The 16,703-nt window shown below is 61.9% G+C and carries 16 protein-coding genes; 10 read left to right on the top strand and 6 right to left on the bottom strand.

What is annotated here, in order from left to right; translation table 11 throughout:
- Positions 1-30: 30 nt before the first annotated feature.
- A complete protein-coding gene (locus HSDC_RS09805) occupies positions 31-945 on the bottom strand; it encodes a LysR family transcriptional regulator (RefSeq protein ID WP_064699738.1) in 915 nt (304 codons plus the stop codon).
- Between the two features lie 103 nt (positions 946-1,048).
- Between HSDC_RS09805 and metE the strand changes: the two genes are divergently transcribed.
- From metE to HSDC_RS09790, 3 genes are all read left to right on the top strand, one after another.
- Positions 1,049-3,355, top strand: a complete 2,307-nt coding sequence (gene metE / locus HSDC_RS09800) for a 5-methyltetrahydropteroyltriglutamate--homocysteine S-methyltransferase (protein ID WP_064699737.1) — start codon at positions 1,049-1,051, stop codon at positions 3,353-3,355.
- Between the two features lie 104 nt (positions 3,356-3,459).
- Positions 3,460-4,200 (top strand): MliC family protein, encoded by a 741-nt coding sequence (locus HSDC_RS09795; protein WP_064699736.1) that lies wholly within the window; start codon positions 3,460-3,462, stop codon positions 4,198-4,200.
- A gap of 403 nt (positions 4,201-4,603) precedes the next feature.
- Complete coding sequence (locus HSDC_RS09790; RefSeq protein WP_064699735.1) at positions 4,604-5,206, top strand: FMN-dependent NADH-azoreductase; 603 nt, start codon at positions 4,604-4,606, stop codon at positions 5,204-5,206.
- A 5-nt stretch (positions 5,207-5,211) separates the two neighbouring features.
- Here HSDC_RS09790 and HSDC_RS09785 read toward each other — a convergent pair whose 3' ends face one another.
- A complete protein-coding gene (locus HSDC_RS09785) occupies positions 5,212-6,345 on the bottom strand; it encodes a metal-dependent hydrolase (RefSeq protein WP_064699734.1) in 1,134 nt (377 codons plus the stop codon).
- A 7-nt stretch (positions 6,346-6,352) separates the two neighbouring features.
- Positions 6,353-6,892, bottom strand: a complete 540-nt coding sequence (locus HSDC_RS09780; RefSeq protein ID WP_064699733.1) for a DNA-3-methyladenine glycosylase I — start codon at positions 6,890-6,892, stop codon at positions 6,353-6,355.
- Positions 6,893-6,973: 81 nt separating this feature from the next.
- Between HSDC_RS09780 and HSDC_RS09775 the strand changes: the two genes are divergently transcribed.
- Positions 6,974-7,414 carry a VOC family protein gene (locus HSDC_RS09775; protein ID WP_064699732.1) on the top strand — a complete coding sequence of 147 codons (441 nt, stop codon included), beginning with the start codon at positions 6,974-6,976 and terminating at the stop codon, positions 7,412-7,414.
- 68 nt (positions 7,415-7,482) lie between these two features.
- Here the strand turns inward: HSDC_RS09775 and HSDC_RS09770 are convergent, their stop codons facing one another.
- The gene (locus HSDC_RS09770) at positions 7,483-7,887 is read right to left on the bottom strand and encodes a DoxX family protein (protein WP_064699731.1); all 405 of its coding nucleotides are present in this window, start codon (positions 7,885-7,887) and stop codon (positions 7,483-7,485) included.
- Positions 7,888-8,011: 124 nt separating this feature from the next.
- Here HSDC_RS09770 and HSDC_RS09765 point away from each other — a divergent pair, with 124 nt between their 5' ends.
- A complete protein-coding gene (locus HSDC_RS09765) occupies positions 8,012-8,455 on the top strand; it encodes an META domain-containing protein (RefSeq protein WP_064699730.1) in 444 nt (147 codons plus the stop codon).
- Positions 8,456-8,520: 65 nt separating this feature from the next.
- Here HSDC_RS09765 and HSDC_RS09760 read toward each other — a convergent pair whose 3' ends face one another.
- Positions 8,521-9,459, bottom strand: a complete 939-nt coding sequence (locus HSDC_RS09760; protein ID WP_064699797.1) for a tetratricopeptide repeat protein — start codon at positions 9,457-9,459, stop codon at positions 8,521-8,523.
- A 218-nt stretch (positions 9,460-9,677) separates the two neighbouring features.
- Positions 9,678-10,877 carry an ROK family transcriptional regulator gene (locus HSDC_RS09755; RefSeq protein ID WP_064699729.1) on the bottom strand — a complete coding sequence of 400 codons (1,200 nt, stop codon included), beginning with the start codon at positions 10,875-10,877 and terminating at the stop codon, positions 9,678-9,680.
- Between the two features lie 266 nt (positions 10,878-11,143).
- On the opposite strand from HSDC_RS09755, the gene HSDC_RS09750 reads away from it, so the two are divergent.
- From HSDC_RS09750 to HSDC_RS09730, 5 genes are all read left to right on the top strand, one after another.
- Positions 11,144-11,914, top strand: coding sequence for an SDR family NAD(P)-dependent oxidoreductase (locus tag HSDC_RS09750; RefSeq protein WP_064699728.1), 771 nt, complete (start codon positions 11,144-11,146; stop codon positions 11,912-11,914).
- A 52-nt stretch (positions 11,915-11,966) separates the two neighbouring features.
- Positions 11,967-13,256: an ABC transporter substrate-binding protein gene (locus HSDC_RS09745; protein WP_064699727.1), complete on the top strand. Its 1,290-nt coding sequence runs from the start codon at positions 11,967-11,969 to the stop codon at positions 13,254-13,256.
- Positions 13,257-13,328: 72 nt separating this feature from the next.
- Positions 13,329-14,261: an ABC transporter permease subunit gene (locus HSDC_RS09740; protein WP_064699726.1), complete on the top strand. Its 933-nt coding sequence runs from the start codon at positions 13,329-13,331 to the stop codon at positions 14,259-14,261.
- On the top strand, positions 14,258-15,082 hold the full coding sequence (locus HSDC_RS09735; protein ID WP_064699725.1) for a carbohydrate ABC transporter permease: 825 nt from the start codon (positions 14,258-14,260) through the stop codon (positions 15,080-15,082). The genes HSDC_RS09740 and HSDC_RS09735 overlap by 4 nt, the downstream gene beginning before the upstream one ends.
- Positions 15,083-15,094: 12 nt before the next feature.
- Positions 15,095-16,702, top strand: a complete 1,608-nt coding sequence (locus HSDC_RS09730; RefSeq protein WP_064699724.1) for a glycoside hydrolase family 43 protein — start codon at positions 15,095-15,097, stop codon at positions 16,700-16,702.
- Position 16,703: the final 1 nt, after the last annotated feature.

The raw sequence follows: 16,703 nt of genomic DNA, 5'->3' as shown, positions 1-16,703 counted from the left end.
GCATGAACATCGCCGGGCCTAGGACGGATCTCAGGCCGGCTTGATGCCTTCCAGTACCGCGAAGGAGGTTTCCCGGGCGGTACGCAGAAAATCCTCCATCCAGGGCGCTTCTCGGGCGTCCTCGCGGATCGCCGCGAACAAGGTGCTCCATACGCCACGTTCGCCTAGTCGCACGGCCTTGACGTAGTCGCGTTCCAGGTACTCGGTCAAGGCCCAATTGGGTAGCGCGCATACGCCTCGGCCACTGGCCACCAGCTGCATCATCATGATGGTCAACTCGGCGGTGCGGATTTCCTTGGGCTGTACACCGGCAGGGTCCAGGAACTGGGTGAAGACATCCAGGCGTGCATGCTCCACGGGATAGGTGATGAGGGTCTCGCAGGCGAGCGCCTCGGGCGTGACATGCGGCTTGCCGGCCAGGGAGTGCTGGCGGGAGACTGCCAGGAGCCCTTCGTAGCGGAACAGCGGCTCGTAATGGACACCGGGCAGTGGCTGGGGATCGGCGGTGATCACCAGGTCGAGCTGTTCCCGGGCCAGGGCCGGGAGTGGCTCGAAATGATGGCCGCCGGGGATGTCGACCTCCACTTCGGGCCAGTGGTCACGGAAATGGTCCACGGTTGGCATCAGCCATTGAAAGCAGCTATGGCACTCGATAGCCATGTGAAGCCGGCCCTGTTCGTTGCCGGCCAGGCGTGCCAGGTCGCGCTCGGCCATGCGGACCTGGGGCAGCACCTGCTCGGCGAGGGCCAGCAGGCGCAAGCCGGCTCGCGTGAAGGTCACCGGCCGGGTCTTGCGGAGGAAGAGCGGGCTGCCCAGCCGCTCCTCCAGATCCTTGATCTGATGGGAAAGGGCGGACTGGGTCAGGTGCACGCGTTCGGCGGCTTCCACCAGGGAGCCGGCGTCACGCAGGGCAACGAGGGTGCGAAGGTGGCGCAGTTCGAGCATTATCCTGAGCTTTATTCATGTTGAAGATTAATAAGTTTAGTTTGATTCAGTCGTGGTGGCTAGCGAGACTGGGCGGCATCGATCAAACCGCTCGGGATTCACCATGACGCTGACACACGTACTCGGTTATCCGCGCATCGGCGCGGACCGCGAATTGAAGAAAGCCACCGAAGCCTACTGGAAGGGTGAGCTCGATCGCCAGGCCCTCGAGGCCGAAGGGCGCGAGCTGCGCAGGCGCCACTGGGCGGCGCAGCGAGAAGCCGGCCTCGATCTGGTGACCGTGGGTGACTTCGCCTTCTACGACCAGGTGCTCAATGTTTCGGTGCTGCTGGGGGCGGTGCCGGCGCGATTCGGCGCCGAAGACGAACTGGCCCGGGGCGAGGTGGACCTGGACACGACCTTTCGCATGGCCCGGGGCCGAGCACCCAGCGGAGAGCCTGCCGCCGCCTGCGAGATGACCAAGTATTTCGATACCAACTATCACTACCTGGTTCCCGAGCTGCATGCCGGACAACGCTTCCGGCTGGCCAGTTCGCGACTGTTCGACGAGGTCGAGGAAGCGAAAGTCGAGGGCCATGCGGTCAAGGTGGCGCTGACCGGTCCGCTGACCTGGCTGTGGCTGGGCAAGGCGCGTGGCGACAATGCCGAGGACGTCGATCGCCTCGCGTTGCTCGATGAGGTGCTGGCGGTCTATGGCCAGGTACTCACACGGCTCGCCGAGCAGGGCGTCGAATGGGTGCAACTCGACGAACCTGCCCTGGTGCAGGATCTGCCTTCGGATTGGCGGCAGGCCTTCGAGCGTGCCTATCATTACCTGCAGTCGGCGCCGGTCAAGCTGCTGCTGGCAACCTACTTCGGCGGGCTCGGGGACAATCTGTCGCTGGCCGTCGGCCTGCCGGTGGATGGCCTGCACCTCGATGCGGTCAGGGCGCCGGAGCAGGTCGACACGGTGGTGGATAGACTGCTGCCCCACAAGGTGTTGTCGCTGGGCGTCATCGATGGTCGCAACATCTGGCGGGCCGATCTGGTGGCGCTGCGCGAGCGCTTGGCGTCGGTCAAGGCGCGTCTGGGGGAGCGTCTCTGGGTGGCGCCGAGCTGCTCGTTGCTGCATGTGCCGGTGGATCTGGCCGCCGAGACCGAGCTCGATGCCGAGCTCAAGAGTTGGCTGGCCTTCGCCCGGCAGAAGCTCGACGAAACGGTGGTGCTGGGTCGCGCCCTGAGCGGTCGCCTCACGGCCAGCGACGAGGCCTTGCTCGCCGATGCCGCCGCGGCGCTGGCTGCACGCCGCGAGTCGCCGCGCATCCATCGTCCGGCCGTGGCTCAGCGTCTGTCGGCGGTGAGCCGCACCGACAGCGAGCGGGCGCATCCTTATATCGAGCGGGCACGAGCCCAGCGTCGGCACCTGGCGTTGCCGCTGTTTCCGACCACCACCATCGGCTCCTTCCCGCAAACCACCGAGATTCGCCAGACGCGTCGCGCCTACAAGCAGGGCGAGCTGTCCGCCGCCGACTATGAAGCGCGCATGCAGGCCGAGATCGCCGAGGCGGTGTCCCGCCAGCAAGCCCTGGGCCTCGATATGCTGGTCCATGGCGAGGCCGAGCGTAACGACATGGTCGAGTACTTCGGCGAGCAGCTCGAGGGATTTGCCTTCACTCGCTTCGGCTGGGTGCAGAGCTATGGTTCTCGTTGCGTCAAGCCGCCGGTGCTGTTCGGCGATGTGGCGCGTCCCGAGCCGATGACCGTGCGCTGGAGCCGTTATGCCCAGTCGCTGACCGACAAGCCGATGAAGGGCATGCTCACGGGCCCGGTGACCATCCTGCAGTGGTCCTTCGTGCGCGATGACCAGCCCCGCGAGACCACCTGCCGGCAGATTGCCCTGGCCCTGCGTGACGAAGTGGCCGACCTGGAAGCGTCGGGCATTCGCGCCATCCAGATCGACGAGCCGGCGCTGCGCGAGGGACTGCCGTTGCGTCAGGCCGAGTGGCAGGGCTATCTCGACTGGGCGGTGGACTGCTTCCGGTTGAGCGCCGCCGTGGCCGACGATGCCACCCAGATCCACACTCACATGTGCTATTCGGAGTTCAATGACATCATCGCTTCCATCGCCGCACTGGATGCCGATGTCATCACCATCGAGACTTCGCGGTCCGACATGGAGCTACTCGATGCCTTCCGCGATTTCGACTATCCCAACGAGATCGGGCCGGGCGTCTACGATATCCATTCGCCGAACATTCCCGAGGTCGATTGGATGGTGCAACTGATGGAGAAAGCGGCCGAACGGATTCCCGTCGAGCGCCTCTGGGTCAATCCCGACTGTGGCCTCAAGACTCGTGGCTGGGCCGAGGTCGAGCCGGCCCTGGCCAACATGGTCGAGGCCGCACGGCAGCTGAGGCAGCGTCACGCCTGAGCGGCAGGGAAATGCATGACAACGCGCCGCCGGACGAGGGCAAGTCCTCCGGCGGCTGTTATCCTGTAGATTCGATGGACTTCAACTCTACAAGGATATTTGCCATGCCTCGCCTTCCCGCCGTTGCCTTGCGACATCTCGGTGCTTCTCTGCTGGTTCTTGGCCTGGCCGGCTGTGCCACGTCCGCTCACGAGTCTGGCGTCGCGCCGCCGGATTTCGGAGGCTCCGACGATACGGCCAAGGCACCCCTGTTGCCTTCGGCGCTGTTTCCCGGTGATGCCGAGCATTTCGTCGGCTGGCGCTGCATGCCGGATCAGGAACTGGTGACCGCCCATGACGAGAAGACGCTTCGCCTGTGGTCGGCACATGGCGCCTATCGTCTGAGTCCGGCCGTGGTGGCCAGCGGTGCCCGTTACGAGCAGGGGGATTTGAGCTTCTGGTCAAAGGGTGAGGGGGCCGTGGTCGAGAACGACCGAGGTCGCCTGGAATGCCAGCAGGACACCCGACACCGCGTCCTGACCCGGGCGTCGCACCCCGGCGTGATGTTCCGGGCCAGTGGCAACGAGCCGGGATGGCACATCGAGCTGGCCAATGACACGCCACGGATTGCCATGACGCTGGACTATGGCGATCGCGAAGTCACCTTGCCGTATCGCGTGACCTCGCTCGACAACGAGACGGGGAGTGTGACGCTGGCCAGCGGTCAGGCGGCGCGGCCTTTCGAACTGCGCATCGAGGCGCGAGCCTGTTTCGACGACATGAGCGGGCAGCCCTGGCCGGCCCGGGTGACTCTGACGTTGAATGATCGGGTGTATCGGGGGTGTGGGCAAGGCATCGCCCCTTAGGGAAATACTGCTTAAATGCCTGCGCGTGCAAATCGCTGCGTTATGCGGTGCGCGAAAGCTCGCCTAACGACATGTTATGTCTCGCTTTCTGTGCTCCGGACGCCTTGCGCTTCACGACGCTCGGCTATTTATTCAGCATTTCCTTAGATGTGGGGAAAGTGTCTGCGCTCGGTTATACGGCGTTAAACATCAGCTCAGAGTGCTCATTTACGTCTTGCAAACTCCGCCTCTTCGCTGATTTTTGCCTTGTCTAGCCTTCGCTCGCCGGCTTTTCGACATTCAGCATGAGATACCTTGTTCGAATGTTTCGAAAGTTAGGTGCGGTTTTTCCCGCTTATCATCGACAAAAACGAACATATACTGGTGATCATTCTTCCATGCCTGCTGTATGAAGGAGATCACCATGACCACTCGCGTTCTCGTTCTGACGTCTTCCATCCTCGATGGCAATTCCCTGGCACTGGCCGAGCATTTCAAGGCTCAGCTTGCCGGGCGGGATGACGTTGCCATCACCACCCGCGACCTGATCGCCGATGAGCTGCCGCACCTGGGGCTGCCGGAGCTTTCCAGCTGGCAGGTGCCGGCGGACGAGCGCACGCCCGAGCAGCGTGAACTGGCGGCGCGTTCCGATGCCTTGATCGATGAGCTCCAGGCGCATGATGTCCTGGTGCTGGCGGTGCCACTCTACAACCTGGGCATTCCGTCACAGATGAAGGCCTGGTTCGATCGCATCCTGCGCGCTGGCGTCACTTTCCGCTATACCGAAGCGGGACCTCAGGGGCTGATCGAGGGCAAGCGAGCGGCAATCCTCGCGGCTCGTGGCGGCCAGTACGCCGGTACTGAGCTCGACAGTCAGACGCCGCATCTCAAGCACATGCTCGGACTGATCGGCATCACCGAGGTCGATACCGTATTCGCCGAGGGGCTGGCCATGGGCGAGGCGCAGCGCGACGCTGCCATGGGCGAGGCACGTCAGGCGATCGACGGGCTGGTGGCACGCCTCTAAGGCGTCTATCCCGGTTCGGAGGAGTCGGCGGGCGGTCTTTCGGCCGCCCGCCTTTCGTCATGTGGTGGTCGGCGGCACGGAGCCGGCACCTTGACGATCCATTCTCGGGGTACGAAATGACTGGTGCATAGCATGGGGTCCGGTGCCAGGATACGCCCGACGAGACGGCCCATGGCGGCGCGGTCGTTGCCACGCGCTTCGGTCAGTTGGCGGGTCGTCGGCAAGACACGCCACGCGGAAGCCTGGCGGTCGGCAAGCGCGTAGCGAAACGGATGAAAGCCCGGGAAGCCGAGCCTGAGATCGGTGGCCACCAGGCGTTCCCGGTCGCCTCGGGCGACGATGTCGTAGCGGAGGAACGGGCCGGCGAACCAGTCCAGGCGTTGCCCGGCCTGGCTGGTCAGGGCCGACGATTCCAGCGCGGCCCCGCGCGAGAAGGTTTCCAGCACCGGTGGATGATCGCCATCGAAGACGCTGATCAGTGCTTCATGATAATTGTCACCCTCGATGAGGGTGGCGCGCCACAGCAGAATGTTGAAAGGTGTCGGTTGCACCAGGCGCGGGGCGTCGGTGAGGCCGCGTTCGGCCAGAACCGGCGCCAGGCGATGCTCTACCAGCGTCTTGGCGCCCAGCGAGGCAGCCAGGTAGGCACAGGACAAGGCCAGCCCCCAGGCTGGGGCGCGATATCCATTGCCGGTGACCAGTGCCACGATGATGCCAGCCAGCAACGGCAGGCTGTAGAAGGGATCGATGATGAACACCAGAGGCCACGCCGTGGGACGGATGTCCAGGGGCCACCAGATCTGGGTTCCGTAGGTGGTCAGGGCATCGAGCAATGGATGGGTCATCAGGCAGAGGCCGAAGAACAGCAGCCAACGACCGAGGCCGATCTCGAGCCGTGGTACCAATCGTCGGGCGAGCAGGGCCAGGGCCGTTGCCAGGCCGGCGAGCACGAACAGCGAGTGGCTGAACCCCCGATGACGCGTGACATTGGCCACCGCATCGCCGTAATCGATGACCACATCCAGATCCGGCAGGGTTCCCAACACGGCACCGAACAGCACGGCCCGGCGTCCCAGGCGTCGGCCCAGCACGACGCCGCCGATGGCCGCCCCCAGGGCGGCTTGGGTCACCGAATCCATGACGCGCTCATGCCTCGCGACTCCAGGGCGGTGCGGCGGCGAGGATACGACGCTGTATCGGGCAATCGTCGCGATGGGCGCCGGGCAGATATCCCGTGCTCATCAGGAACTCGCCGACGATCTCGGGACCGGTGAAGCGGAAGGTTCGCTTGAACAGCTTTATCCAGTCGGCGTGGGGGAGCGGGTGGTGCCTGTCCAGCCAGGCACGGAAACTGCCATGTTCCTCGCGCAATGTCTGGATCACGCCGGCATTGTGGATCACGGCATCGACCTTCAGGCGGTTGCGGATGATGCCGGCGTCGCTCAGCAGGCGGGCCCGCTCCGCGTCACCGTAGGCAGCCACCCGGTCGATGGCGAAGCCCTCGAAAGCCGAGCGGAAAGCATCGCGCTTCTTCAGGATGGTGAGCCACGATAGTCCGGCCTGGTTGATTTCCAGGACCAGACGCTCGAAGAGGGTGTCGTCGTCTTCCACCGGGAAGCCATATTCGTGATCATGGTAGGGGCCATGAAACGGGTGGGCCGGTGCCAGGTCACAATAGTCGCTCATGGGGCATCGATCTCGTCGCGGTGATGGCGGATCGGTGACAGAATGCCCCCATTCGCTCCCACTGTGAACAAGGAGATTCTCATGCAATACCTGCATACCATGGTTCGGGTCGCCGATCTCGACGCCTCCCTGCATTTCTATTGCGACCTGCTGGGGCTCAAGGAGGTGCGTCGCAAGGAGAGTGAAAAGGGACGCTTCACCCTGGTATTTCTCGCCGCTCCCGCTGACGAGTCGCGTTCGACGGAGCTGCAGGCCCCGGAGCTCGAGTTGACCTATAACTGGGACCCGGAAACCTATACCGGCGGACGCAACTTCGGCCACCTGGCCTATCGTGTCGATGATATCTATGCGCTGTGCCAGCACCTGCAGGACAACGGCGTGACCATCAACCGGCCGCCTCGCGATGGCCACATGGCCTTCGTGCGCAGCCCTGATGGCATCTCCGTCGAGCTGTTGCAGGCCGGTGAACCCCAGGAGCCGCGGGAACCCTGGGCGTCCATGGAGAATACCGGCACCTGGTGAGGTGTCGCCTTCGGGCCGCCTTGCCACGCATGTGGCATCGGCCCGCTGGCGTTGCCTGTCGAGCGGTGTCAGTCGGGACGGACGGCCATGCGTCCGCTGCCGAGGAAGACCAGGGCCAGGGCACTGAACAGGAACATGCCTTGCAGCTCCAGCGCCCAGCCGCCGCTGTCCCCGAGCTGGAAGAGTTCGCCCATGTGCACCAGGACGATGGCGACCAGCATGTTGCCGGCCATCAATAGTCCCGCCAGCCGAGTCTGCCAGCCGAGGATGGCCATCGCCGGGGCCAGCACCTCGCCGATCAGCACGCCATACGCCAGCCATGACGGGAGTCCTTGATTGGCCAACAGGTTCTCGATCCACCCCAGGGTGCCGGGATCGAGCAGCTTGGCGATGCCATGAAGCAGAATCAGTCCGCCCACGGCGAGACGCAGGATCAGTTTACCGAGGGCGTCGTTGCGCAGCGCGTCGAGCATGAGGCCTTCCTCTCATCGAATTGGGTAGTACCAGCATTGTCCCGATTACCGTGCTGGGGCAAGCTGATGCGTCCATGCGGGATCTCCCCGACCCGCATTCTCCAGCCGCAAGGAAGATAGCACGATGACCATGACGTTACGCCGTATCCTGATGATGACCGCCATCGCCGCGGGGCTCGCCGGTTGTGCCAGCGGGCCGGACCCCGACGTCTCGCCGGACGGTGAGGTCTCGGGGGCAGTGGTGGGGCCGCGCTGGAATCTGTTGCTGGTAGGCACCAGCGAGCGGCTCGACCTGTCGCCCACACCGCATTTCCGGATCACGCCCGATGGTCGGGTCAGCGGCCATGACGGCTGCAATCAGTTTGGTGGCAGCGTCGAGCTGGGCGACAAGAATCGCATCGAGTTCGGCGAGCTCCGATCCACCATGATGGCGTGTCCGAACATGCAGGACGCCAAGCGTGTCACGGACATGCTCGATGAGGCTTACCGTTATCTGATCGACCACGACAGACTGGTGTTCTTCGGTCCCGATCAGCGTGTGCTGGGAGGTTTTCAGCGCGCCGATTGACCGGTAACCGGCTGGCAGGAGTACCTCGGCCGCCCTGGGGGCGGCCGAGTGTGAGAGCCCGGAGCTCAGTAGAGCAGAGCGAACAGCTTGCGCCGATAGGCAACGGTCAGAGGATGGTCGGCGCCCAGGGCATCGAAGACGCGCAGAAGCGTCTTGCGGGCGGCATCGTCACCGTAGGCGCGATCCGAGCGCATCACTGCCAGCAGACCTTCGAGGCCGGCTTCGTACTGGCCATCGGCGACCTGGCGCAGGGCGCGCTGATAGCGGGCGTCACTATCATCGCGATCACCCAGGGCGGCAATCTCCTCGGCGGAAAGCGCCTGTTCACCAAATTCGATGCTGGCACGAACGCCTCGCGCCGGTGCGGCATCGCGTTCTTCCGGCGGCAGGGCCTCGAGCAGCTGCCGGGCTTGTTGTGGCTCGCCGTCGGCCACCAGAGCGCGGGCCAGTTCCACCTGATAGGCAGTATGGTCGGGCCATTGCTGTACCAACTCTTCATAGATGCGACGGGCTGTGGCGCTGTCCCCTGCCTCAAGGGCAGCGGCGGCCTGCTCTTCGGGCGTTTGCTGTGCACCCTCGGGCGCCTGGAAATACTTGCCGAGCCACTCGCGGACTTGCTGTTCCGGTTGCGCGCCCTGGAGCTGATCCACCAGGCCACCCTGGCTGACGAGCTTGACGTCCGGTACTGACTGGACGCCCAGTTGGCCCGCGATATCCGGGCTGTCGTCGATGTTGAGCTTGCCGAGGATGAAGGCGCCGCCGTGCTCCCGGGTGAGCTTCTCCAGCACGGGGACCTGCTGCTTGCTGGGCTCCGACGAGGGCGCCCAGCAGCACAGCAGCACGGGAACCTGCATGGAGGCCTCGAGCAACTGCTGGATATTGCCGCGGTCGACATCGATGATGATATCGGCGTCGGATGGCTGGCCCTGGGATGGGGCGGTGTTCTGTTCCGCGTCGCCGCTGGGAGTGAGCGGCTCGCCGGTGCGTGGGTCGACGATCGGCATGATATTCAGGCCTTGAATGCGAGTGAGTTTGCCATGGAAGATGCGGGTGAAGCGGGTTGGATTCAAGGGGCGGAACGATACGACCTTGCTGGCCCTTGTCATCGAGGGGCCGATGTTGCTTCCTGGATGTTGGTTCGTTCTTTTTACTAATGGTGAGGCCGGAGTGTCCGTTCCCCTCATGACTCGCCTAGGAGCTGGCCCAGCTCAGGGCATCTGCCTCAGATGAGATCGCTGGGCCCATGGATGACGCTGGCGAGCACCTGAGCGGCGGCACCTCGGGCGGCAACGAACGTGGAGTCCTCGATCACGCGTAGGGGAGTCTGCTGCGTGGTGCCCAGAAGACGGTTCTGGTGAGCCGCGAAATACGACAGGGCCGGGTCAAGGAGCGGAGCGCCCAACTGGACCAGCGATCCCCCCAGGACGAGCTCGGAAGGATTCTGGGTGTGGTGAAGATTGAGCAACAGGATCCCCAGAGCCTCGCCCGCGCGCCGCAGGGTGAGCTGGACGCTCTCTTCGTGCATCCGGGGTTGCAGGGCTTCGATGAGCCCCTCTTCCTCGGAGATGCCCAGGGCCGCCTGGATCGACCAGCCGCTGACCAGTGTCTCCGCGCAGCCGCGATTGCCACAGTGGCAGTAGAGGCCGCCCGGTTGCAGAACGGTATGGCCGATTTCGCCAGCCAGCCCCTGGAAGCCCCGGGAAAGAAGGGGTTGATTGCCCTCGATCATGCCGCTGCCAATGCCGGTACCGGCACTGACGTAGACCAGCGAGTCGGGCACTTGGCCAGTGCGGAAGTAGAACTCTCCGAAGGCGGCCGACTTGGCCTCATTGTCCATCAGCCAGGCGCCGTCCTGCTGCGGCAGGTGGTGGCGGAGTAGATCGAGGAAGCGCACGTCCTTCCATCCCAGGTTGGGCGCCATGCGCAGGACGGCGTCCTTGGGGGCGACAGGACCGGGTAGGGCGACGCCGATGCCGAGAAGACAATAGCCTTCGAGTGCCGGGGATTGCGTCAGCGTTTGCAACAGGTTGGCGAGTAACTCGGCCGTCATTTCAGGCGAAGAGGGAGAAAGTCGCTCGTGGTGAGAGGCCAGTACTTGCCCCGAGAGCGTGCAGGCCACCAGGCGCAGGCCATGAACACCGACTTCGGCGCCGAGAATCGCAAAGTGTTGCTCATCGAGATGCAGGGCGCGGCCAGGACGTCCTCCACTGCTTTTCTGCAGCTCCCCCTCGCGTAACCACCCCTGCTTGAGCAATGACTGCACCCCCGTTCCCACTGTTGCCTTTGTCAATTGGGCGTGGGTGGCAATATCGGCGCGCGTCAGACCTGGAGAGCGGCGAATGAGCTCCAGAATGGCACTGCGATTGAGCCGTTTGAGGAAATGGAGATCGCCTGACCGGTGAGGCCGAAAGCTGGTGGACATCGGGTATCCCTATTGTTTGCCGGTGTTGTTCGGGTCATTTCGGCTCGCCGGGTTGGATGTTTTGTGGCCGAGCTCGACGGCATGGCCTGGGCAGGACGAGGGACGCCTTGAGCCGATGCAACAACGCCGTTACCGAATGATATGCCGACTATCGATGATACCGGGTTTCGCCGGGCGTTGCTGTACGTATACCAAAGTCTCATTGAGTCAGGGGGTGCGGATGATCATTCTGCCACTTAGTAAATAGATAAAACTAAGAGGTGAAGATGAGTGAGGATGCGGGGCATTACCCCAGCCTGGAGCAGCGGGTGGTCTTCATTACCGGTGGCGGTAGTGGCATCGGTGCGGGGTTGACTCGCGCCTTTCACCGACAGGGCGCCCTGGTTGTCTTTGTCGATATCGATGATGCCGCCAGCCAGGCGCTGGTCGAGGAGTTGAAGAGGGAAACCGGCAGGGCGCCGCAATATCACCATTGCGACATTCGAGATGTGGCGGCCCTGCAGGCGGTCATCGATGACGTGGGGCGAACACTGGGGCCGATTCAGGTCTTGGTCAACAATGCGGCCAACGATGATCGGTATTCCTGGAAAGACATCGATGTCGAGTACTGGGACGAGCGCATGTCGCTCAATCTGCGACCGATGTTTTTCGCGGCACAGGCGGTGGCGCATCAGATGATGGAGGCCGGTGGGGGCTCGATCATCAACTTTGGCTCAATCAGCGTGAGGATGGCTCTTGGAGATCTGACCTCCTACATGACAGCGAAAGCAGCGGTACATGGCTTGACCCGAAGCCTGGCGCGTGACCTGGGGGTACACAATATCCGCGTCAACACCTTGGTGCCCGGCTCGATCATCACCGAACGGCAGCTTGAGAAGTGGATTGGCCCCGAAGAAGAGGCGTCGATCCAGGCTCGCCAATGCTTGAAATTCCGACTGGAAGCTCCTCATGTGGCGCCGGCCGTGCTGTTCCTGGCCAGTACCGCTAGCCAAGCGATTACTGGTCAGGAACTGGCCGTCGATGGTGGGTGGGGGTGATCGCTTTCAGCGGCCTAGAACTCATCCGACAAACACAATCAAGGAGAACAACATGATCACATTCAACAAGCGGGACGGGGCGCGGTTACGTCGAAGTTATCTGATGGCAGCGATGGCTGCTGCATCGTCACTGACTTCCGGTGTGGCCGTGGCAGATACCACTGTGAATGTGTTGCGGGTCGAAGTGAGCGACGCCGAAAAGCAGTATTACAACGAGGTCGTCGCGGAATACGAGGCCCGTCATCCGGATGTCAACGTCGAGTTCGACTACATCGCCAATGAGGCCTACAAGACGCGTTTGCCAACGCTACTACAGTCCGACCAACGTCCCGATATCTTCTACAGCTGGGGGGGCGAGGGCTTGCGTGACAAGGTGAACGCCGGCTTCGTGCGTGATCTGACCGAGCCTATGCAGGAGGGTTGGCAAGCGTTGTATCCCGACTCAGCGGTGAGTCCTTTCACTCTGGATGGTCGGATTTATGGCGCGCCTCTATATGCCACTGTGGTGGGCTTCTGGGCCAACACGGCCCTGACCGAACAGGCGGGGATCGACGTTGAAGCGATCGAGACGTGGGAGCAACTCGAAAACGCGGTGGTGACGCTGCGAGAGGCGGGCATCACGCCGGTGGTCGTCGGCGCCAAGGACGGCTGGCCCATGCACTTCTACTGGGGATATCTGGCCACACGCCTGGCCGGCGGTAATGGAATCGAAGCCGCCAAGGCAGGTGAAGAGGGCGGCTTCACCAATGAGGATTTCGTTCGTGCCGGCGAAATGCTTCAGGAGTTCGCCGAACTGGACCCCTTTCAATCGGGATTCATGACGACGACCTACGAGCGTGCCAGCGGCATGTTCGGTGATGGCGAGGCGGCGCTGCATCTGATGGGAGATTGGGATTACCTGCCTTCCAAGGAGCGCTCGGTCAGCGGTGAAGGAGTGCCGGACGAGGACCTGGCGTTCATTCGCTTTCCCGAGATACCGGGAGGCGCGGGGAATGCGCATAGTTTCGGCGGCATGAACGGTTTTGCAGTCACCCAGGGCGCTCCCGACGAGGCCATCGATTTCCTGCGCTTTCTGCTCAATGAGGACAACCAGCGTGAGGCCGCGCGGCGGGGAATCTTCGTGCCGGTAGCCAAGGGGTCTGAAGAAGCGCTCATGACACCCTATGCACGCAAGGTGGCCGATATCCTCGCTGACTCAAGCTTCCACCAGGTGTTTCTCGATCAGGCGCTGGGCACCTCGGTCGGTGCGACGGTCAACAATATCAGTACTGATCTTGCTCAGGGGGTGATCACGCCGGAAGAAGCGGTCGAGCGGATCGCTGAGGCCTGGCAGTTCCGGTAAGCGTCGCTCATGCGCGTGCCGGTGACAGAACTGCCGGCACGCAACACGCCCGCCTTGGGATGGAAGTCCACCATGTCAACATTGAATACCCCTACTATATACAAGCGAAATACAGCGGATCGCATCAAGAAGAATGTGGTGAGCGGTAAACTGTCTGCTGTTCTTATCCTGCTGCCACCGGCGTTGATTCTTTTTTCATTGTTCGTCATCTTGCCGCTGGTTGATGCCGCTTACTACAGCGGATTTTCATGGAATGGCTATGGGGCGCCTTCCGACTTCGTCGGTGGGCAGAACTACCAGCGGTTGCTCGATCACTCGGTCTTCCATACAGCGCTGTGGAATACCGCGAAGTTGATGCTTGTCTCTCTGATCATACAGATGCCGCTGGCACTGGGACTGGCATTGCTGGTGTATCGCAAGACACCGACCAACACCCTGTTTCGGCTGGTGTTCTTTCTCCCTTACATCCTGGCTGAGGTAGCTGCCGGCCTGATCTGGAGCTTCGTTTTCGACGGCGACTACGGTATTACGGCCTCAATACTTCAGTCGATGGGACAGGAATCCGTTTATGTGCTGGCCGATCGTCAGTGGGCCTTCCCGGCGATCATGACGGTCATCGTGTGGAAGTATTTCGGCTTTCACATGATGATCTATATCGCGGCATTGCAGAGTGTGCCCAAGGACCTGATCGAAGCGGCCAAGCTGGAGGGTGCCAAGCCACGCCAGGTTGCCTGGTTCGTGCAGATCCCGATGATCAAGCACGCTCTGGTGGTGAGCGGGTTTTTCGCCATCATCGGCTCTCTGCAGATCTTCGATATCATCATCCCGATGACCAACGGTGGGCCGTCCAACACAACCCACACCATCGTGACCTATCTCTACACCTTCGGGCTTTCGCGACTGAACATCGGTTTCGGTAGTGCCGCGGCCGTCGTGCTCTTCGTGCTGGCCATCGGAATTGCCTTCTTCTACAAGCGCAGTACCGGCAAGGAGGACCAGGCATGAATGGGACTACCCGCAATACACTGCGTGTGATACTGCTGATTCTGGTCGCCAGCCTGGTCATCGGTCCACTGCTGGCCGCCGTTTTCGGTGGATTCAAGACCAATCCCGAGTTGCGCACGAATCCACTGTGGTTGCCGGAGAGCTGGAACCCGGAAAACTATATTGCCATCTTGCTCGATGGGAATTTCTGGCGCTATCTGGGCAACTCTTTTTTCATCTCCTCGATGACAGTGTTGCTGACCCTTGTGGTAGGAGCGGCAGCGGCCTATGTGTTCGCCCAGATTCGCTTTCTGGGTTCTAAGATGATCCTCTCCTATCTGTTGCTGGGACTGATGTTCCCCTTTGCAGCCGCCATTCTGCCTCTATTCATCAAGGTGAGGGATCTGGGGCTACTGGACACTTATTGGGGCGTCATTCTTCCTCAGACGGCTTTCGGATTGTCGTTGTCGATCCTGTTGTTCAAGGCATTTTTCGACCAGCTTCCCCGGGAACTTTTCGAGGCAGCCTACGTTGACGGTTGTAGCTACCTGCGATTCTTCTGGTCATTCACTCTGCCGCTGTCGACGCCCATTCTGGCGACTGTTGGTGTGTTCGTCTTCGTTCAAAGCTGGAATAACTTCCTGTTGCCATTGGTGGTGCTCAATGATCGTGCCCTTTATACCTGGTCACTCGGCATGATGCAGTTTCAAGGCGAGTATCTGACGAAATGGAACATGATTCTGGCTTTCGTGAGCTTGACGATCATGCCGGCGGTGATCTTTTTTCTCGCTGCCCAGAAATACATCGTGGCGGGTCTCACTGGTGGCTCCGTCAAGGGTTAAGGGAGAACAAAGATGGACAACGTGATTCACAATCCTATTTTGCGGGGCTTCAATCCTGACCCCTCCATTTGCCGGGTTGGCAAGAATTATTATATCGCCACCTCTACCTTCGAGTGGTACCCGGGGGTACAGATCCATCACTCTCGCGATCTGGTCAACTGGCAGCTGGTCTCACGCCCGCTGGCTCGGGAGACGCAGCTCGACATGCGAGGCAATCCCGATTCCTGTGGTATCTGGGCACCTTGCCTGAGCCATGCCGATGGCCTTTTCTGGCTGATATACACTGACATGAAGCGTTACGAAGGCAACTTCAAGGATGGCCACAATTATCTGGTCACGGCACCTTCGATCGAAGGCCCTTGGAGCGATCCTGTCTACTTGAATTCCAGTGGTTTCGACCCTTCTCTGTTCCATGATGAGGATGGTCGGAAGTGGTTGCTCAACTTGCAGTGGGATTACCGGCAGCGTGAGGGCGGTGACCGTTTCGGCGGCATCCTGCTTCAGGAATATGATGTCGAGCGGCAACGCCTGATGGGACCGATTCACAACATCTTCGCCGGGACCGAGCTGAAGCTCACCGAAGGCCCGCATCTCTATCGGCGGGATGGTTGGTATCACCTGCTGGTGGCCGAAGGCGGTACCGGCTATGACCATGCCGTGACCATGGCACGTTCGCGAAAGATTACGGGGCCTTATCAAGTGCATCCCGACAATCCTGTGCTGACGTCTCGTCAGGATTCGGGCAATCCACTTCAACGTGCCGGCCATGCGGACCTGGTCGAAACAGCGAGCGGCGAAACCTGGATGGTGCACTTGTGTGGACGGCCTCTGCCTGGTACGCGACGCTCGCCACTGGGACGCGAAACGGCGATCCAGAAGGTCGAGTGGGGGGAGGATGGCTGGCTGCGCCTGGCTCATGGCGGCAATGCGCCGGCCATTGAGGTTCCGATGGCTGGAGTCGAGCAGCGATCACCGGCTGTCGAGGAGGTCCATGACTTTGCTTCCGAGGCTTTGCCTGCGGTCTTTCAGTGGTTGCGCTCGCCCCGGACCGAGCGGCTCTTTTCGTTGAGCGCGCGTCCTGGCTATCTGCGCTTGTTCGGTCGCGAGTCGGTGGGCTCCTGGTTCGAGCAGGCGCTCGTGGCGCGTCGCCAGGACAGTCTCCACTGCAGTGCCGAGACCACGCTGGAGTTCGAGCCGGAGGATTTGCAACAGTTCGCTGGCCTGATCGCCTACTACAACCGTTTCAAGTTCCATTACCTGGCGGTAACCCGTGGGGATGAGGGCGACAAGGTGCTCAGCGTGATGAGCTGCCACGATGCCTGGCCGAGCGGCAATCTGGAAATTGCCGATACCGGCGGGGTGGTGCTCGATCCCGAGCAGCCAGTACGCCTTGGCCTCGACATTCGAAAGGGCGAACTGCAATTCCGATACGCCCAGGACAATGCTCCCTGGCAGCCGGTCGGCCCGGTGCTTGATGCCAGTCTGCTTTCCGATGAGGGAAGCGGTCGCGCCCATGGCTATTTCACCGGCAACTTCCTGGGCATGGCGGCCCATGATATCAGCGGTCGCGGGATACCGGCGGATTTCGCCGACTTCCGCTATCGCCGTGAAGACGGCTGAG

Origin of the sequence: Halomonas caseinilytica (assembly GCF_001662285.1) — a bacterium.
Classification (GTDB): Bacteria; Pseudomonadota; Gammaproteobacteria; order Pseudomonadales; family Halomonadaceae; genus Halomonas; species Halomonas caseinilytica.
This window is presented reverse-complemented; position numbering and strand designations above follow the sequence as displayed.